At 28.8% G+C, this 20,179-nt stretch carries 21 protein-coding genes and 1 pseudogene; 5 read left to right on the plus strand and 17 right to left on the minus strand.

Going from position 1 to position 20,179, the window contains the following annotated elements:
• Positions 1–272: 272 nt before the first annotated feature.
• Together F3K33_RS17430 and F3K33_RS17435 are read right to left on the minus strand one after the other, a co-directional pair.
• On the minus strand, positions 273–1,196 hold the full coding sequence (locus F3K33_RS17430) for a DMT family transporter (protein ID WP_039769174.1): 924 nt from the start codon (positions 1,194–1,196) through the stop codon (positions 273–275).
• Entirely contained in the window at positions 1,189–2,028 is an 840-nt protein-coding gene (locus tag F3K33_RS17435; protein ID WP_039769171.1) for an AraC family ligand binding domain-containing protein, read from the minus strand. Before F3K33_RS17435 ends, F3K33_RS17430 begins: the two co-directional genes overlap by 8 nt.
• A gap of 244 nt (positions 2,029–2,272) precedes the next feature.
• Here F3K33_RS17435 and F3K33_RS26835 point away from each other — a divergent pair, with 244 nt between their 5' ends.
• On the plus strand, positions 2,273–2,383 hold the full coding sequence (locus F3K33_RS26835) for a putative holin-like toxin (RefSeq protein ID WP_236892005.1): 111 nt from the start codon (positions 2,273–2,275) through the stop codon (positions 2,381–2,383).
• Between the two features lie 296 nt (positions 2,384–2,679).
• Here the strand turns inward: F3K33_RS26835 and F3K33_RS17445 are convergent, their stop codons facing one another.
• The 3 genes from F3K33_RS17445 to F3K33_RS17455 form a co-directional block, all read right to left on the minus strand.
• The gene (locus F3K33_RS17445) at positions 2,680–3,069 is read right to left on the minus strand and encodes a VOC family protein (protein ID WP_039769169.1); all 390 of its coding nucleotides are present in this window, start codon (positions 3,067–3,069) and stop codon (positions 2,680–2,682) included.
• 62 nt (positions 3,070–3,131) lie between these two features.
• Positions 3,132–3,746, minus strand: coding sequence for a sugar O-acetyltransferase (locus F3K33_RS17450; protein ID WP_039769167.1), 615 nt, complete (start codon positions 3,744–3,746; stop codon positions 3,132–3,134).
• Positions 3,747–3,826: 80 nt separating this feature from the next.
• Complete coding sequence (locus F3K33_RS17455) at positions 3,827–5,074, minus strand: MFS transporter (RefSeq protein WP_039769165.1); 1,248 nt, start codon at positions 5,072–5,074, stop codon at positions 3,827–3,829.
• Positions 5,075–5,343: 269 nt separating this feature from the next.
• Here F3K33_RS17455 and F3K33_RS17465 point away from each other — a divergent pair, with 269 nt between their 5' ends.
• From F3K33_RS17465 to F3K33_RS17480, 4 genes are all read left to right on the plus strand, one after another.
• Positions 5,344–6,237: an AraC family transcriptional regulator gene (locus F3K33_RS17465; RefSeq protein WP_039769163.1), complete on the plus strand. Its 894-nt coding sequence runs from the start codon at positions 5,344–5,346 to the stop codon at positions 6,235–6,237.
• A gap of 268 nt (positions 6,238–6,505) precedes the next feature.
• The gene (locus F3K33_RS17470; protein ID WP_039769161.1) at positions 6,506–7,216 is read left to right on the plus strand and encodes an AraC family transcriptional regulator; all 711 of its coding nucleotides are present in this window, start codon (positions 6,506–6,508) and stop codon (positions 7,214–7,216) included.
• 140 nt (positions 7,217–7,356) lie between these two features.
• Positions 7,357–8,157, plus strand: coding sequence for an epoxyqueuosine reductase (locus F3K33_RS17475; RefSeq protein ID WP_039769160.1), 801 nt, complete (start codon positions 7,357–7,359; stop codon positions 8,155–8,157).
• Positions 8,158–8,391: 234 nt separating this feature from the next.
• Positions 8,392–8,709, plus strand: a complete 318-nt coding sequence (locus F3K33_RS17480) for a hypothetical protein (RefSeq protein WP_039769158.1) — start codon at positions 8,392–8,394, stop codon at positions 8,707–8,709.
• Positions 8,710–8,829: 120 nt separating this feature from the next.
• Here F3K33_RS17480 and F3K33_RS17485 read toward each other — a convergent pair.
• The 12 genes and pseudogenes from F3K33_RS17485 to F3K33_RS17540 all read right to left on the minus strand — a co-directional run.
• A pseudogene (locus tag F3K33_RS17485) lies at positions 8,830–8,949 on the minus strand (GNAT family N-acetyltransferase); the annotation flags it as partial.
• Between the two features lie 42 nt (positions 8,950–8,991).
• Complete coding sequence (locus F3K33_RS17490; RefSeq protein ID WP_039769155.1) at positions 8,992–10,338, minus strand: TPM domain-containing protein; 1,347 nt, start codon at positions 10,336–10,338, stop codon at positions 8,992–8,994.
• A gap of 807 nt (positions 10,339–11,145) precedes the next feature.
• Positions 11,146–11,424, minus strand: coding sequence for a hypothetical protein (locus F3K33_RS17495; protein ID WP_154861667.1), 279 nt, complete (start codon positions 11,422–11,424; stop codon positions 11,146–11,148).
• Positions 11,425–12,577: 1,153 nt separating this feature from the next.
• A complete protein-coding gene (locus F3K33_RS17505) occupies positions 12,578–13,459 on the minus strand; it encodes a serine hydrolase (RefSeq protein WP_039769153.1) in 882 nt (293 codons plus the stop codon).
• Positions 13,460–13,656: 197 nt separating this feature from the next.
• On the minus strand, positions 13,657–14,283 hold the full coding sequence (locus tag F3K33_RS17510) for a hypothetical protein (RefSeq protein WP_039769150.1): 627 nt from the start codon (positions 14,281–14,283) through the stop codon (positions 13,657–13,659).
• Positions 14,284–14,539: 256 nt separating this feature from the next.
• Entirely contained in the window at positions 14,540–15,412 is an 873-nt protein-coding gene (locus F3K33_RS17515) for an AraC family transcriptional regulator (RefSeq protein ID WP_017210904.1), read from the minus strand.
• A 17-nt stretch (positions 15,413–15,429) separates the two neighbouring features.
• A complete protein-coding gene (locus F3K33_RS17520) occupies positions 15,430–16,539 on the minus strand; it encodes a choloylglycine hydrolase family protein (RefSeq protein ID WP_039769147.1) in 1,110 nt (369 codons plus the stop codon).
• A 97-nt stretch (positions 16,540–16,636) separates the two neighbouring features.
• Positions 16,637–17,797, minus strand: coding sequence for a MerR family transcriptional regulator (locus tag F3K33_RS17525; RefSeq protein WP_039769145.1), 1,161 nt, complete (start codon positions 17,795–17,797; stop codon positions 16,637–16,639).
• A gap of 240 nt (positions 17,798–18,037) precedes the next feature.
• Positions 18,038–18,244, minus strand: coding sequence for a type II toxin-antitoxin system RelB family anti-toxin (locus tag F3K33_RS17530; RefSeq protein WP_023974470.1), 207 nt, complete (start codon positions 18,242–18,244; stop codon positions 18,038–18,040).
• A gap of 24 nt (positions 18,245–18,268) precedes the next feature.
• Positions 18,269–18,715: a DUF6442 family protein gene (locus F3K33_RS17535; RefSeq protein ID WP_167514423.1), complete on the minus strand. Its 447-nt coding sequence runs from the start codon at positions 18,713–18,715 to the stop codon at positions 18,269–18,271.
• A 235-nt stretch (positions 18,716–18,950) separates the two neighbouring features.
• Positions 18,951–19,082 (minus strand): hypothetical protein, encoded by a 132-nt coding sequence (locus tag F3K33_RS26985; RefSeq protein ID WP_023974472.1) that lies wholly within the window; start codon positions 19,080–19,082, stop codon positions 18,951–18,953.
• Positions 19,083–19,308: 226 nt separating this feature from the next.
• The gene (locus tag F3K33_RS17540) at positions 19,309–20,139 is read right to left on the minus strand and encodes a 4Fe-4S binding protein (RefSeq protein ID WP_023974473.1); all 831 of its coding nucleotides are present in this window, start codon (positions 20,137–20,139) and stop codon (positions 19,309–19,311) included.
• Between the last annotated feature and the right edge of the window lie 40 nt (positions 20,140–20,179).

Genomic DNA, 20,179 nt, shown 5'->3' on the forward strand with positions numbered 1-20,179 from the left:
AACTTTCCTAGGGGAGCTCGACTCATTACATTCGCTGAGGAAGTTCGAGAACCCAAAATAAAATTTTGTACTCTCACTTCACAAGCTAAAATGGAACAACCTACAGCTAAGAACCTTTAATAGCTCATTTTCAAATGTTTTCTCCACAAATATATTTATGATTTCTAGTGAAGATACGAACTTAAAGTCTTAGCAACTTTATAAATATGTTTATCTGCATAGATGTCACAACTAAGTTCCAAACTTATGCATATAGCTCTCCGAAATAAGGATTATGCTGTTGTCTCAGTTTCTACTTTTCTCCTAAATCTTATAATCTGTTTTCCATCAGAAATAAAGAGCCCTAATAATGTTAAAATAATTCCTATAATTGAAATAAAGGTTATGTTCTCATGTAAAATAACAGCAGATGAAGCAGCCGTTATTACAGGTACCATATAAATATATATGCTTGTTTTCACTACTCCCAAAATCTTAACTGACCAATTCCAAGTTACAAAGCATAATGCAGATGCTCCAAAACCTAGATATAAGATGTTCATTAGATTTGATACATTAGTAAATCTATATAATTGAAGCTTAAAATCACAAATAAATATGGCAGGTATCATAAAAATTAATCCATAGAAAAATACTTTGCGAGTACAGATAATGGTATTATATTGAAATTGACTAATTTTCTTCATGACAACAGAATAAACCGCCCATAAAATAGCAGCAAGTATTGCTAATATATCACCAAATGGATTTAATTTTAAAACAAATTTTCCGTTAAACTCTATAAGAAGTATCCCTATTATTGCTATTGTAAGTCCAATAAAAAAGTATGATGTTAACTTTTCATTATCTAAAAACAGATTGGCAAAAACAGCTGTAAAAAATGGAGCAATTGAAATAATTACACCTACATTAGTTGCAAGGGTATAGCTCAATGCGATATTTTCACAAAGGAAATACAAGGTTACTCCTGCTAATCCAGCTGCTGCAAAATAAAGTTCTTGTTTAAATTCAACCTTTTTAATATGATATGGGCATATGCAAAGCAATGTAAGATATCCAATTACAAATCTAAAGATTAAAATTTCAATTGGTGTAAAATCTTTTAATAATACTTTAGTTGAAATGAAGGTTGTCCCCCAAATTAATATTGTCATAACTGCTGATAAATGTCCTGCTTTAATTTTATTACTACTCATTTTCTTTACTCCTACATCTATTAATAAAAATATTCATATATTGCTTTGGCGTTAATCCAATTAACTTTTTAAAAAAGTTTGTAAAATGACTTTGGTCTGTGAATCCTGTTTTGAATGCTACGTCTATTGGAGCAACTCCTTGTTCCAGCATTTTTTTCGCCTTGCCAATACGAATTGTTTGAAGATAATTATATGGTGATATTCCCTTTTGTTTAGTAAAAGAGTGTAACAAATAATATTTACTTAATCCAGTTAAATTGCTTAATTGATTTAATGTTATATTTTCCATATAATTATTTTCTAGATAATCGCACACTGTCTTAATTTCTGCACTAGCTTCCTGTATAGTCATTTCAGAAACTGGATTTGAATATTCCCTTATCAATTGCTCAATTATGAATAGAAACAATTCCTCTTTTTTTAAATCCTTCTCCTCCTCCATTATCATAAGATGTAACTCTTTTAAAGAAGATGTAAGTTCATTACGGAATAAAACAAATTCCATAAAATTAGGCAGATATTCTTTTCCTGTTATTTCAAATGTGATTTTTTTCATAACATCTTTTTTAATATTAATGCACCTATAATCAAGCGTCCTGTCATCAATTTGTTCGCATGTATGAATATCACCAGGATTGAACACTATTAAATCCCCTGTTTCTATAATGTACTGCTTATTTTTGCAAGACAAATATCTTTTCCCATTCTCAATAAATCCAATGACATAGTAGTCGTGAAAGTGATTTGGAAACTTCTGCATGATACCTTTAAAGTTATAAGCCTCTATGCTTAGCTCTGTATCAAAACAAACATTCCTAACTTCGTTTAACATCTATTTTCCTCCTTTCCTTATGTCTGTTTTCTAAGAATATCATAGAAATTAAAATAGTTCTTGTATGATGTTGTTCAGCTTTTTATTTACAATGATTTCAGAAATTAACATTTACAATAATAGATTTTTATATATTCTTACCGCCATCTATATGGAAACCTTTTAAATATTATGATATAATTTCCATGTATAATTCAATAGTTTTGTGGGCTACTGGTATCACTTACCTCTTTTTTGAAGGGAGGTGATACTTATCAGTAATGACATTTTAACATTACTATTTCAAGGTGGATTATTCTTAATATCGCTGTTAACATTGATAGTGGTTCTTATAGAAAAAATCTCAAAAAAATAGTAGCCCCAGGTTCAATTGGAAGGCTACTATTTTTTAAATAAAAATCTTAGTGATGCCAGTTGCCTAAGCAACTAGAATTATATACTATAGTGAAAAGCATATTGCAGTATGTTTTTCACTATTTTCATTTTTATACTATTTCCTTACACTATATGCAAGTTTTACTGAATAAATCATAGATTTAGAATCTTACTTATATTATATCAATTTTCACTAAAAAATAAACACATATTTTTATTGAAAACTACATCTGTAAAATATTCTTTATATTATTATATCTCCTAAAGTTATTAGTCTTACTCAGTTATTTCTATTCTATTCCCATCTGGATCCAAAATACAACTTTCATAATATCCATCTCCAGTATAACGAGGTTCACTTACTACCTCATAACCTGCATTCCTTAATGACTCAGTAAGATTATTAACTTTTTTAACACTGCCTACAGAAATGGCAATATGAATTAACCCAATATATTGATTAATAGTATCATTTAAATTTGAAGGAATTGTTGGCATCTGCATAACTTCAAGTCTTGCTCCTGAATCAAATTTAATAAAATATGATTCAAATTGTTTTTTATGATTAATATATTTATCTCCAGCAACTCCTTCAAAATAAGTAACATAAAAGTCTCTTAATTTTTCTATATCCTTAGTCCATATAGCCACATGTTCAATTTTCATATTTACACTTCCTTTACCTTTAGTATTAACTCTAAATTTCTACGCTAATATATTAAATTTAATTAAACGTTGTAATCATCAACATCAAACTCATTGTTTTTATAATAATATTTACGATCTTCTTCAGTAATCTCACGCACAACCCTACATGGATTTCCTACCGCTATCACATTATCTGGAATGTCTTTAGTAACTACACTTCCAGAACCAATTACAACATTATTTCCAATTTTAACACCTGGATTTATTACAACACTTCCCCCTACCCACACATTATCACCAATTATAACGTCAATTCCATACTCATAACCTGAATTTCTTGACTCTGGATGAATTGGATGCCCAGCAGTATAAATTGATACATTAGGTGCAAACAAAACATTCTCACCTATTATTACCTTTCCTACATCTAATATCGTGCAGTTATAATTAGCAAAAAAGTTATTGCCTACTTCAATATTTTTACCATAATCACAGTGAAATGGCTGCTCTATACAAACTTTATCACCAGTCTTACCTAAAATATCTTTAATAAGGTCCTCCATTCTATTCATTTCATCTGGACTAAGTAAATTATATTCATGTATTTTTAGCTTATTTTCCATTCTTTCTTCACTAAGTCCATCTAACCAAGCTTTATATGGTAATCCTGCTAGCATTCTTTCCTTTTGATTCATCTTTCTATTCCCCTTTTCTTTATCTATATAATTATTTTATTAATATCTAACATCTGCAAAACTTCATTAGTATAAAATACTTATTTTTCACCTTGAGGTACTTTGTATTTAAATATAGCAATTAATATTAAAGAAACACTATAAACAATTGTAAATGCCAATGAAAATGCTATTCCATTTCTCATTGTTGCTGAATATATCATTCCTGCAATAACTCCTGCAATGCCTTGTACAAAGCTAATAAATGATATTCCTTCTGCAATTAGTTTATCATCTAAATGCCTCTGTGCAAAAGCAAATGGAACAACTTGATGTATTCCAACTCCAATACCAATTATTGCAGTAGATAATATAATCACAAAGTAACTTGATATAAACAATGTTACTACATAAATAAGTGTTCCTATCAAAATAGCGCCCGACATCAATATAAAAATCGTCTTTGTACAACCTTTCTTTGAAATATATATGCCAGAGGCACTCGATAATATCATAACAAAGATATTGCAAGGAGCAAGAACAACAGCACTAATGGTAGTGTTTGCTCCTAAAACTGTCTGTGCATAAAGTGGTATATAATTACCACTACATGAAATGCATGTAGCTATAAAAGTAATTAAAATAATTGTTAAATATCCCTTTTGTTTTAGTAATTTTACAATAAATAATTCTTCTTTATTGCTTCTATTTATATGAAGATTTTCTCCTTTATCATATTCCTTTATGCTGCTTTTTATAATGATTCTATTTTTTGTTTTACTTCTTGGCATAAAAAATCCCACAAATATCATTCCGATTATAAATAAAGGAAATAGTATAGCAAGGGATATTCTCCAACTCCATCTCTCTGTAAATATTCCACAAAGTACTGGACCCAAAATGAGCGTCAAAGAATAAACTGTCTGCATAATTCCAATCCTAACTGGATACTCTTCTTCACATACTATGTCGTTTATCATAGTAAATACATTTGCAAAAAATAGTCCCCAAAAGAAACCTGAAGCTCCTCTAGCAATAAGAAATACAGTTCCACTTGATGCTGCTGCACTAATTCCAACACTTAAAGCGAACGCACCTACACTCCATATATACAATTGTTTACGTCCAAAATATTCTCCTGCTCTGCCAGAAATAAGTAATGATATGCTTCTTGCTAGTGGTTCTATTACAAACATAGCATTAAACAAATCTATCCTGCCATATTCACGAAAAGCTGTAGCCGCATAAATTCCTGTGCTGCCAACAAGGTAGGATGCACATATATCTATTATAACAAGCCCAATAAATACTATATTTGCTTTATCTAAGTTTAGTCTTTTGGCTTTCATTTCTCTTTTCCCACCTTTTTAAATTAATATGACTACAGAAAAGATTTTAATTCTGATATAATATTCTCTTCATTCCTCTCACAATCAGTTCCCCCTATAGATATACTAGGTTTAGTTTTTCCATGAAAATTACTTTCTTCTTCAATTGCTTTCTTTCATTGTTTATATTATAATAATATTCCATAATAACTGCTAAAAATATAAGAATAAGCTATATTTTTATAACAATAGTATATTAATTGATATTCATACCGTTTGGAGGGGAAACTATGCTAAAGATGACACTATTAAATGATAACTCAGAAGTTGTATCTTATAACTTCGCAGATTTTCCTGTTCGTGCGAAAAAGTCCTTGCTTTCAGATTATCCAGCTATGGCTGCTGCTAATCATTGGCATACCGATTGGGAATTCACATTGCTTTTAAAGGGTAAAATGTCGTATTCCGTAAATGGAAAAAGCTATGAATTGCAAGAAGGGCAGGCAATTTTTATAAATTCTGAACAAATGCATTATGGATATTCTACTGATGGCTCTGATTGTAATTTTATATGTATTTTGTTTCCACCATCCATTATTTCTAGCATTACAAGAATCAAGGAAACTTATATACTGCCGGTATGTGAAGATACCTCCAACCCATTTTTTATATTGAATCCCGAAATCACTTGGCAAAGAAACTTGATTGAACTTTTGAAAAACGTTTATGAGTTATGTAATGAAGAAAAGGATGGATTTGAATTACATGTCATGAGCCTTTTTAATACAATATGTTTCAGCCTTTATAACAATATAAAAGATAGCATTTCCATTCAAGAAACAGCTGATGACAAAAAACTTGAAGCTATGCATAATATGACGGGATATATACAGAAAAATTATCAAAAAAGAATCACTTTAAATGAGATTGCCGCTGCTGGAAATGTATGTCGTAGTAGCTGTTGTGATATTTTCAAGCTTATTTTGAATAAGACTCCTGTTTCCTATTTAACAGAATATCGTCTAGAAAAGAGCATTGAACTCCTAAAGATTTCTTCCCTTTCAGTTACTGAAATAGCACTTCAATGTGGATTTACAGGTTCAAGCTATTTTACGGAAATATTTCATAAAACACTAGGGTGTACTCCTTCTCAATACAGAAAAAAGAAATTTAATAACATATGATTAAAAATCAAAAAAATATTAGTGTATATGTTCAATATAATAAATCTACATTAAAAATCTATAAAGCCAAGCTCTCAATTAAAGCTAAAATGTATAAACTTAATCGAAACCTATATTTTTCATGACAAAATAATGTAAATAATAACTATATGGCTATCATCATGATAGCTTATTTTGTTATGGTATCTAAAATAGCACCTCCATATTTATGATATAATAAATTTAATATATAAATCGTAAATTATAATAAAAGAAAGGAGTAATACTCTTGAATAATATAAAATGTGAGCGTAGAATATATAGTTTTAAAAGTGATACTCATGCTCATGAATATGGACAACTTATCTTGCCACTTAAAGGTGCCCTTTCTATAGAAACTGATTATAAGAAATTAGATTTAAAAGATGATTCATTATTCTTTCTTCCTCCAGATTGCAAACATACTTTTAATGCTGATAATACTAATGAATTCCTAGTATTAGATATACCTGATAAAATGCTCAACAAATATGACATGGAAAAAATGTGTGGTGGACAGGATATTTTGTTTGATGAAAAATGGAAAGCAATAAGATATTTATTGTTAAATGAAGCTGATGTTCACAAAACATCTAGCTCTATAAATAACTTATTCCTCTACTTTTATAATTTTATTACTACTGGAAATTCACCTAATTCCATTAAATATATTAATGATAATTTTACCGAAGATATTGATTTAAAAAAGCTAGCAGATATAGAGCATTACAACGTCAGTTATTATAGTGAATGGTTTAAAAATAATATGAGCGTTTCTCCTACTGAATACATACAAAATTTAAGAGTAAAAAGAGCAAAAGAACTCCTTTTAAATACAAACTTAACAGTTTTGCAAATTTCTCAAATGGTTGGCTATGAACACAATTCATCATTTACCAAGGTATTTAAAAACTCAGAAAAAATATCACCTGCTGAGTTTAGAAGAAACATCAAAAAATAGACTAAAAAACAACTGTATTTTAGCAAAGATTTACCTAACAGAAGCGATATAATATAGATATCAAAAATAATAGTCGTACTTATCTAAAATTATAAATGTTAAAAGAATTAGCTTATATAAAGAGAGGATTTGCTTTAGTTATGAAAGAAAAAATCACTAAATTGATAAAAAGCTTTATTAAAGAATATGAAAGGCAAGATAATATTTCAACAAGATGGGGTGATCCTTTAGTAGGTTTTGCTGATGCTAATGATCCTTACATTTTAAATTTTAAGGGGCTTATTACACCAACTCATAAATTACCAACCGATGTACTTTCCGATGCATCAATTGTCATAGCATACTTTGTCCCATTCACTAAAGAATTGGCTAAAACCAATGGAACTCCTGGTGATGTTTCCTCTCCCGAATGGGCATTAGCTTATGAAGAAACTAATGCAATGTTTGTTAAGCTTAATGAATATATGATATCAGAACTGCGAAAACTTGGATATCATGCAGATATTTCGCCTGAGGCTTCTACATTTGACCAGAAGATATTAAAAAGCAATTGGTCCCATAGACATTTTGCAAAAGCAGCTGGTCTTGGAACCTTTGGTATCAATAATATGCTTATAACTAAGGTTGGATGCTGTGGAAGGTATAACACCATTGTAACAAATCTAGATGTAAAAGCAGATTCTCCTTTAAAAGAAGAGCTTTGCTTGTATAAAAAGAATGGAAGCTGTGGTGTATGTGTAAAACATTGTCCATCAGGTGCATTAACTTTAGATGGATATGATAGACACAAATGCTATATGGTGCTAATGAAAAATGCAGAATTATATACAGAGTTTGGAAGTTCTTACACCGATGAATCTGGTGATGAGCCAAACAGTATAGGTAGTGAAGTATGTGGAAAGTGCGTAGTAAATACACCATGCACATTTTTTATCAAATAGCTTGCATCTGCGACATTCCCTCTCTACTATAAATAGACTACTTAATAAACTCAAAAGCTTATGTGTAAAATTCCTCCATCGCAATATAAAATGCTCTAAACTTAAGAACCCAAATATAAAACTTGGCTTCTCACTTTTAGAGCATAACTTTTAATGAATATTTTTATTACATCCTCACATAATAATTTTAGTTATATAGTATATACCTTAAAATTATGAAAGAAGGCTTATCAAATGAAAAAATTCATATATACTCTTTCTATCTTTTTACTCCTATTATTTACCTTTAATACAATAACAATTACCGCTCAGTTAAAAACGTATTCCCAGGGCTTTTATGCCATGAAAGATCTGAATTTAAGAGAAAATGTTAGCTATAAAGTCCAGAATCATGAGCCTTATGTTGAAGGGCTATTAATAGTTGTCGATTCTGATAGAAAAATACAACAACTTATTCGAATACCCGCTAACTCCACTGAAATTCCTATAGCCCCTCTTAAATATGATTATAAATTTATAATATATAATAATATTCTTTTGACTTTTTCTTAAAAGGCACTTCTGCAGTGCCTTTTTAATTTACTTTAACGCTCAATTTTCTAAAATTACGCGTTATTTTAGCTATAAAATATACCGCAAATTCTCTTTGAACAATAAGGTAAGTATAAATACTTACAATAATTTTTTCATTACAAAATTAGTTAATAATTGCCCCTTTCTTTCAACTTCTTGCTGCCTCACTATATGATAGCCACGTTTTTCAAAAAAAGGCTTTGCTGTTATAGATGCTTCCACTGTTATAACTTTAAATAAATTGGTTTTGTCCATCTTATTTTACCAATCACTAGATCCAGAATCTGAGCTAGATGATGAGTCATCTGAACTTGAACTTGAGTCGCTATCTGAATCCCAACTAGATGATGATTCTTCTGATCTTGAACTTGAGTCGTCATCTGATCCCCAACTAGATGATGAACCATCTGAATCCGAACTTGAATCACTATCTGAGTCCCAACCGCTTGTACTATTATCTGAATCCCAATTACCAGATAAATATACTGAATCGCTACTTGAATCTGATGATGAGTTAGACTCCTTAGAACTGTTGTTATCCAAGCTATTAGAATTATATGATGAAGTTTCCCTATAATGTTCGTTATCATCTCTATATCCATGTTCTTCATGATAATGCTCATCATAATGTTCATGATGGTTACGTGAAGATTCAGATACCATTTCACCTACGATCATACCTTCTAGAAAATCATTATTACTATTGTTGTTATTTATTATAGTAGTATTATTTACATGGCTGCCTGAAGGATATGTATCATAATTATTTGATGCATTATCTGATGTCCTTGTTGAGTTATTATTAAAAGCTGAATTATTGTTATTAAAATTAGAAGAAGACTCATTATTGTTTCTATAATCCGAGTCATTTCCATGACTTGAATAATTTTGTTTTGTTTCACTTTTACTTATATTGCCTGAATGAAATGAGTTATCATCAGAATCTAAATATGATTCTAAATTATTTTCCTCAGCGAATTTCCTTTTTCTTTCTTCATAATCTTTATTCATTTTATTTTTTATGACTTTAAATAATATTATTGCAATTAATATAATAACTATTATAATAACAAATACCCCAAAATAATTTGTTTTATGGGATACAGTTTTTGAATAACCATCCTTTACCACTTCAGCTTTGCCAGTATTAACTGCCTTAGTTGTAACTTTTTCATCGAGTGCCTTTCCAACTTTCATAATTCCACTATCAAAATTGTTAGCTTTAAAGTCTGAATTTGGTAATGCAACAATATTGGATATATCTGATTGAGACAAAATGTCATTTGCCTTATCGCCAACTAAAATTTTATTTTTCTTATCACCTATTGATGTTACAAATAAAATGTATTGCTCTCCACTTATATTGCTCTTTGCATATTCTTTCGAGTAATCATCAATACTTTTTCCATTCAATGTTTTGACTACATCAAATTTAACTATTACATCTGTATTCTTTTCTATTTTGGCTAAGTTTTCTTCAACAGTATTAATAGTATCTTGTTTTAGAACTTTGGCATCATCTACTATATGCTTACCTGCTGCATACACCCCAATTGTCATTAGTAATAATAATATTAAACTTGATAAAATAATCTTCTTTACTTTCATCTCTTTTCCTCTCTTTATTATAATTTATTTTTGATATAGTTAGTTTATATACTATAAATTAACTATAATTTTCCTTAATTTTAAAAAGTCTATTGAGTATTCAATTCACTTAAATTCAGATATCTTTTCACCATAATACTTTTCAATTTCAAAATTATTACTCTTGATTATATTAATTATTAACTTTAAAAATTACTGTAAATTGTTATAAATTATATATTTATTATCTTCATATATGCTAAAATCAACAGCTTGTACTAATTAATCAGTTAATTTGAATCTAACTTATATATACAATTTTATTGACCGTTCTTTGATTTTAATACAGATCATTATAATTTATTGTCATTAAATACAACAAATACTGTAGTTCCGTTAGTCAATAGAATTCATAATAAGTATATGAAAAAGTTTTATAAGTAATTGTTTTCATTTTATATCGTAACGCCTAGACTTACTATATTCATAAAAAAGCTCTCCTCTTGCATTCTCCTGTAAATTTAAACTCAATTTCTATTATGAATCAATTATAGCATAATTTGTAATAATTTTATTATTAGATTTTCAAATTATATCATTTTTTGTCATTATTTATTTTAAATATGATATATACTCTTCTAATATTTATTAGTATTTTAGGCACAAAAATACTCCCTTTAATGTGGACAGATCTTTAATTTTAATCTGTTTACATTAAAAGGAACATCTCACTTCTAAAATAATTCTATGCTTATTTATTGTATAAAACTAAGCTTTAATTATTTCACTATATTGGATTTTATCCTCATAGTTATCGTAAATATATTATTACTTAATCTTTTTATTATTAAATGGCAATATAAAAACAATAAAGTAGAAAGTTGCTCCAGCCAAAAAAGATTTAAGCAAAAAGTGATATTCTCTTGAAGAAAAGTTCTCAATAATTAATGTGCCAATAATATTAAATACTGCAGCAATTAGAAATAAGCTAATTCTCATATGTCTTTTACTATTTATTAATCTCTCTATACCTAATTTTTGACAAAAAAAGTCCGTTATAAGATATGCTACAAAGCAAGCTACAAATCCTAAAAATAAGCTATTCATAAAGATCATTCCCCTTACCATATAAATTGCAACCAAGTTATTTCCCCTCTATATTTCTATTATAGCATATACTGTAAATGTATTTTTTGTTTGTCCAAAATTCAAAAAATGTATTATTTATTTCTTCTACTAAATATTTTTACACATAGCTGTAACAAACAGCCACTTATAATTACTAATATAATATAACTAGTTATATTGTGTTTCAATTTGATAATTTCAAATCCTATATAGAAAGTTAAAAAAAATAACACGAATATAGTTAGAGAATATATTATTCGAAACATCTTATTACTTTTCATGTATTATCACTCTCCAATGAATTACTATTATTAATTGTGCGGTTAGCTTGTCTTACTCGCTCACCATTGTCAGTGAATTAATTATTTTGAACTAGAATTATGCTTTTAATATTCCATACTATTATTTTAACATTATTAGTTCAAAGCCAAGCATTCCTGTAATAAATAACCTTAAAAAGTTTTTATTATTTTAAAATGTCTTTCTATCTAAAATATAATGAAAAGAAATAATAAATGGAATTATACAAATAAATCCTACCGGCATTTGCATTGGAAAGTTAAAGTAGATTCTTTTATGGTAATAGGCATTTGTAGATAGAATTGATAATAAATATCCCAAAATTGTACACGTACAAATCTTTTTCATGTGATTGCGTTTTGTGATAAAACCTAATATAGTTCCAATAAAACTAATAATCGCTAGTGTACTCATCTCTAAAACAGTACTATGCCATAGTGAAACCCCTGCCGATAATTGACTTAAGTCATGCAAAAAAGACATATAGAAAAAGACGATTATACTCATTAATAAGTTTCCTATAAATAGACTTAATTTACTTATACAAGTTAGCATTGGCTTAAAAAAGTTATTTATAGTATTCACACCTTTCTTTATTCATATATATTATAAGTGAAAATTCACTCTTGGCTAAAAATCCTGCTCAAATCCCTAATTCTTCACTGATTGTAATATATTTTGTAAAGGTAGTATTACTTAATTTTCAAAAAATATCACTGTAATTTACTACGTAAAATTTTAAAATTGTATAATAAAATTACATACTACGCTTTTGCTCTTGATTACTTTTATACTAAATCTGCTATTCATTTTCATCTTATAAAACTTATACTTATTTGTAATATTGGTTTATAATCTTAAATGCAATTTCTTTTGCCTTTTGTCCTGAAATTTCATTTCCCTTACCTTTATTTAAATGAACTGCAAATGAATACTTTTCATCTCCCTTTTCAATCATTCCAACAAACCAGGCATTATCTTCGCCTCCTGTACCCGTTTTACCATATACAAAAACATTATTAATTTTATCTACTAACATTATTTCTTTAAGTATTTCAATATTTTCGTTAGAAAAATCAGTTTTGCCATCAAAAATATTTGATAAAATCTTTACTTGTTCTTTAGGTGAAATTTTCAAGGAAGACTCTAACCAAAAACCATTTAATTCTGGAAAGGAATTAATACTTCTACCTCTCCATTCACTTATATCACAGTTTCCATAATGAATTTTATTAATTTCTTCTTGCATGCTATCTTGGCCAACTTTATCTATAACAGATCTAAAATACCAAATACAGGATGCTTGAAAAGCCTCTTTTAGGTTCAAATCTCTATTCCAATCATCTATAGGATATTTAGTTCCATTATAATTCATTTTTGTTTCAGTAGACGTTAGTATACCTTTCTTAAGGCCGATTAATGTTGAAATTATCTTAAATGTTGAACAAGGTGATACCTCTTTTTTACATGCTTCTTCATTATAAACCTGATATTCTTTTTTATTATTATTTAAAAATATCGCACACCCTTCAATACCATTAAAGGCTTCACTGTAGTCAACAGATTTTATTGTGAAATTGTCACTAGCAAACGAATTTATTAAACTCTTTTTATTATCAATTAATTTATCATTTAGATTTGAATTCTGATTATTACAACCAATCATCTGCATACATATCATGCAAGTTAACATAATATTAGTAATTTTTTTCATTCTAAATGTTCCTTCCTGAATTTAATGACAAGGCTACATAAATATTCATGTTTTTTCACAAATAAGTTATAACATATTTCATATTATGTATAATACTGAATTAAAGATTGGTACCCACTTTTTACTATGTCAATTCTACATATTGTGCATAAAGAAATATGTAAATTTAACCTCCTAAATAATAATATTTTGGCATATTATCTAATATATATTTCTTCATTAACACTACTATTTCTTACAGAAGCACATTTTCCACTTAATTTACCTTGATTATCGATATTTAAAATAACTACTTCATATTCAAAATTTATTTCACCATATGCCAAAAGCATCTGTCTATCATGAGTTGTACCAATTCCATGTAATTGAACTTGATTATTTACGGACCAACTTAAGTCATATAAATCATCACTTTGATCCTTTCTTATAATTTTTAGATCAAAAACATGAGATTCATATTCTTTTATAAAGTACCTAACCTTATAATTTCCTTCAAAACTTTCGCTTGTTTCATTCCTCAATGCAACCCCAGAACCTAATGTATCAAAGTTCTGTGTTGAAGCCCAAAGAGCTGAATTTGACCGTAAATCTCCTATCTGTTTATACACACCAACTCCAGCAATTGGAACTTGCTTTAAATATCTTGATACAAGTAGCTTGTCATCGATCAATATTCCAATTCCAGAGTACTCATAACTAGAATTTTCTTTATCTCTCCTCCACGTGCATTTATATGTTTCACCTATCTTTTCAATATTAAGGTTCCCTTTCCCATCATTAGATTCCCATTCACCTAAAATACATTCTTCTTTATAACAGTTCATTACTTCGCCCTCCCATAATCATATTTACTATATCAATAGCAATTTAATACCATTATGGTAAATTATAGCATAGCATGCAGCAACTTATGGCACAACTTATAAAATTCATAGTTTATTAACTATTGTTAAATAGTTATTCTATGAAATATAAAAATCACATTATTTAATTTTCAAAGTTTATTCTAGTTAATTAGAAAAGATAAGATTTATGGCCGCCTTATAAATTGAGATTTAGTGAATTTTGGTTGTATATCTGCTATTGTATCGGGAAATAAATTTCAATCTGTGATTCTTTATCTTCAGCTCCTAAAAATTTCTCTGTATAGCATTCTAAATCATCTCTGTCATCAAGTTGAAAACTACTATTAGGAAACCAGACACCCCAAATATAATAATATGTAGAAATCAAGTTTTTTACTGCACCTTTGTGTATAAATTTAGCATACTTTCCGCCACTAATTTCTTTTAATTCCATTCCTTCTGGAATATTATTGTCACTCGATGTTTCAATTCCTATAAATAAAGTGGTTTCACTATTTTTATTAAATGTATTTTGCAGGCATGTACCACTTGTTTCATAAATACTATATCTATTATTATTTATTGAAATATACTTTTGCTTCTCTAATTGAGCGTTCAACTTTTTCCACATTTCAATACTGTTATTTTTCTCAATACTCATGTAACATCTAAATCCAACAACACATTTAGGTTGAAATGTTACTATTTCTGGTTGAAGATTTACATAATTGGATTCAGTGATTTTATCAATTTGCATTGGATTATGATTTCCAATCAACACATCAATACCATTTTTTCTATATTCCATCGGTGTAATTCCATATCTCTTCTTAAAGGCTCTTGTAAAACTTTCAGCAGACTCAAAATACAGTGAAATTGCTATATCTAAAATCCTTTTGTCGCTATGTACAATATTATATGCCGCTTGAGTCAATCTTCGGCTTCTAATATAGCTGCCAATAGTTTCACCCATCACTACTTGAAAATAACGATGGAAATGATAATAAGAATAGGAAACTGCACTCGCAACTGATTCTACAGTCAATGGCTCATACAAGTTCGTTTCAATAAATATAATTGCTCTACCAATAATTTGCTTGTCTTTCAATACAGTTTCCTCCTTATTTAAGGCATAATACTATAAAAATCTTTTCCCGCTTTTTCACAGGGAAGATTCACAATAATTTCTTGCTCTTGTAGCTTTTCTACCATAAAAGTTTTCCATTCATTTGCTTGAGGCGAACCAAATGTCATTTCTATTTTTTTCTCGGTTGTATTAAATACCATAGAGCGTAAAGTTCCAAAGAATTCAGGATAATAGTGACAACACAATCCTTTTGGATAAGATGTAGATAAGATATCTTTTAAATCTTTCTCTGATAATTTTTCTTTTTCACAAAACATTTTTTCTATTGCTTTGTAACGAATCACCGAGTTTTCAATCAATATCTTTTCATATGGCTTTATTTCCGGTAAAACTGTATGATTTGTAGAAATAAGAAATTTCTGCTTAGATTCATTATCCAAAATACGATATGATTTATTACCATCTATACACTGTAACAATGCAATTTTATTACTATTATCAGCAAGCATTAGATTTATATTATATCCAATAGGTGCAGCCATTACCCATGCAATAGCTTCCTCAACATTTTTGCAGTTTTCCAAAATACTTCGAATAACAATCCAAAAAGAAAAACCAGTTACACCAGCTTTCTGTCCCCCTTCAAAATTCCCAACAGGTAATCCATTACTAGCTTTACAAGCTGCCAATCCATATTCATTCATTCCATCACATCGTCCGAATAAATTAAGTGTAGAACCAATGTAACGATATTTCCCTCTAACAGCTGTGTACGCAAAACACATCTCTTCCATCTCATCATTAAAATCGTAGTTACGTGCCATCAAAGTGTGTCCATTTTCAATCTTGTTTGGTACTGCAGACATTAAACTACATCCACGTTCTAAATATGTCATTGCATAAAAAATTGCTTGTTCTTTGGAAATTCCAACTGTATCTACGAATCCTTCGATTTCCTGATTTACACCACTACAATATCGATCAAGCAAAGTTAATATTTCTTTTAATTTACTTTGTGGATAGGCATTAGGTGGTAAAATTATCTTTTTCAATAAATTAGGTTCAGATAAAATCCAATTCCCAATCTGTGTTCCAACCTCATAACTTGTTCCTACAAAATTCTTTAAGTATGTCTTTGTCTTTTTCATAAGAAACACCTCATCTTTCAAAAGAATTATAAGGTAAGATAAGGCGACATACTTGATATTTTCTGCGGATTTTTTATATAATTTTTTATTAAAATTACTATTTACTGTTTTCAGAGTAAAATTTCAAAGCTTCCCCAATAAATTCAGATGCTCCTTTTCCATATTTCTTATCAATGACTTTTATATACATAGTATTTGATAAATAAAGTTCCGCAGTATAAGCCCAATAATTTTCTCCCCCATCTACTTTTAAAGCTTGATTTTGCTTTTGGGTCTCATCTGCTATTTCATGAACAATTTCTTGAACTTCTTTTAAAGAAGGATCTTTAGTTAAATCGAATGTAAGATTATTGTATAGCTCTTCTATCTTTGGAAGCTTAGTACTAGGACATTTTTTTAGAGCTTCTCCTATAAATTTTGATGCTCCCTTCCCATATTTCTTATCAACTGCTTCTATCCATTCAGGATATACTGAATATAGATTCGCCATATAATACCAATAAACATCTCCATTATCCATTTTAAAGGCTTCATAATCTTTTTTAGCTGTATTTATTATTTCTTCAGCAATTTCTTGAAGCTCCTTTGAAGAAGGATCTTTACTTAAATTAGCTGTAAGCTTTTTAAATAATTCTTTTAATTTAGGATGCTTATCTTCTAGACAATCTTTTTTAAACTTATCGATGTGTTCTGCTAAAGTTAGAGATTCACTAGTAAGATTTTTCTTTACAGCTTTAGCATACTTTTCAATACTTCCATATTTCTTTATAGCTATTTTAGCAATCTCATCTTCTTTCGCTTTACATTTTTCAATAAATTCATTATATTTATCTATGCTTCCATATGTTTTAATCACTTTATCTTCATGCTCTGTTTTAAATTCTTCCAACACATTATAATATTCACTCATATCAAATTCTCTAAAATCCATAGTTCCTTCTCCTTTTAATGTTTTATTTATAAGGTCTATTAAACCATTCAATCTTTTTCGCTTTAAAATAAGCAACTTTCTTTGATTTTCTAGTGCCTGCATTTTATCAAAGTATGGACTTGACATTATATCTTTAATTTCCTTCAAAGGTATATCAAGCTCTTTAAAAAACAAAATCTGCTGTAAAGTTTTAAGAGCTTCATCATCATAAAGCCTGTAACCTGTTTCTGCTATTTCACTAGGCACCAATAAGCCTATTTCATCATAATAATGCAGTGCACGCACACTTATTCCTGTCAAATCCGAAACTTGTTTTACTGTTCTCATTGCTACACCTCTGAATTTAATTTTAGAGCCTTAAATATTATTTAGTAATCTGCCGGCAAAAAATTTTGGTAATATATTTAATCTCTATTTTTATATTACACTATGACGTGGTGTTAGGGTCAATACTGTAAAAAAATATCGCAAATTCATTCTTATTTATGAATAGTGCGATATCCTATTTTACTATTTAATTTTCATATATAATAACATCTATAATCAAATCTTCTAAATTAAACTTTATCAATCAAAATAAAATAATTCTTCAAATTTTTTATCTAACGCGATGCAAAGAACAAGCGCTAATTTTGCAGTAGGATTAAATTGCCCTGTCTCAATAGAGCTGATTGTATTTCTTGATACACCAACCATTTCTGCCAATTGAGATTGAGATAATTTTTGCTCTGTTCTGACTTTCTTTAAATTATTATGCAATACTAGTTCTTCCATCTGTTCCTTTTTAAATGCTGACAATTAAAACCACCCCATGCCACTTCCAACAATTGAAGCCATACCAGCAATTGCCCCAATAATTTCTAAAATAGTACATATTAAATACACTTTCTTATCTCTATTATAATAATAAACTGTCCCGCTTTGCCCAATCATTGCGATCAACAAAGCTAACGAAAACACTCTGTAATCTGCAAAAGCTCCGCCTGTTATAAGTTTTTGTATAAAAAGAATTATTGAGAAAATAGCAAATATAATAATCACTGCAAAATAAGAATTCTGATTTGCTGATTTTTGAATATATCGCTCACGTTCATCATTTAATAAGTTTTCTTTTTTGCTTCTTGCTAAAATTTCATCTCTATTCATATATATTCCACCTTTCAGTTTTTCGACAAGTATACTTGGTACTTTTATTATATCATGCCAAGTTTTATTGTCAATATTTTTTCCAAGTTTTCTTTGCATTATATATAGACCCTCTAGATTACTCTCCATTTACAAATTTCCCATCAAAAACGCAAATTCAAATTCTTGAATAATATGATTTTAAAATTGTTTATTTACTTTTTTATTGATTCGTTATGTAGAACAGTTGTGCATCTCGAACTACAATATATATGCTCTTATAATATAAACAGAAATAAGCAATAAGTATTCGAACTGTTCTATTTATATAATTTATTGCGTAAAAAAAGACGCATCAACCGTTGATACGTCTATTAAATCCAAATGTTTTCTCTGTTAAAGCATTAAAACTCGCTCTATATGCACCATCATCACCAGCTCCAATAATTAATCTATACTTTTTTCCATTAACATTTATACATTCCACAATCTTATTTCCTCTAATTTTATAAACTATACTTGCCTTGTAAAATTTATTAGTGTTACTCAACACTAAACAATATACTTGATTTTATATTATAGTGTTCTAATTACTGACTGAAATCAAAATTCTGAAGTTCACTTGATGTTTTTCGAGTCATATTAAAGATAATATATAGTAAAACTATTAATTGTAACGTTGCTCATGCCAAAAATTAATATAAATATAATATTCATTTTACATTATGCTGTTTAGGTATTCTAGATTCACAAGGTACATCTATCTGACACTTTCCACAGCCATATCTAGGCTTATGTTTTTCCATTGTTTTGTCCAAAAATTCAGAGCATATGATATGATTTTTCCCATTTTCTATGGATATTGCATTAGCTGGACAATTTTTTACACATTTACCGCACATTGAACAATATTCATATATATTTTCGTATTCTCTCTTATCAGGTGATAAATATAATTCTGTAATTATGCTACCAAGTCTTCCTGATATACCTTTCTTTGTTATAAGTCCTTTAGAAAGTCCGAATGTTCCAAGTCCGCATACAAAAGCAGCATGTCTTTCAGACCAGTTGCTTGTAAATTTTTCTTCATGATTTGGATGATTAGCATTTGACCAGAATCTTTCATCTAAAGTAGGTACGACACTGTTATATCCTGCATTAATCAATTCAGACTTTAAATGCATACACAACTTATTTAATAAACTCTGACCTTCAATACGTCCATGAAGCCATTCTTCAGAAGGCCATGACATGTTCCTTCTATTTCCTTTTTTAACCGCTTCGCTAAATGGTAAGAAAAATGACATCACAGTTTTTGATTGTGGTAACCACTCTTTTGGAAGCATGAAGTGTTTTCCAATTGCTGATGGTTGTTTCAATAATGTAAAGTACTCATCATCAACAGAACCAAATGCCAGAATTGGAGCATCAAAAATTTTCATTCCTACAACATTTTCTGAAATAGCTATTTCCTTTGTTATATAGTTATCTTGTGAATTCTCAACAAAGTCTTCTGCGGTTTTTATAAAATATTGTTTATCCATCTTTCCCATCCCCCTAATTTATATTACTAACACGCTATTT

Origin of the sequence: Clostridium beijerinckii (genome assembly GCF_008705175.1) — a bacterium.
GTDB lineage: Bacteria > Bacillota > Clostridia > Clostridiales > Clostridiaceae > Clostridium > Clostridium beijerinckii.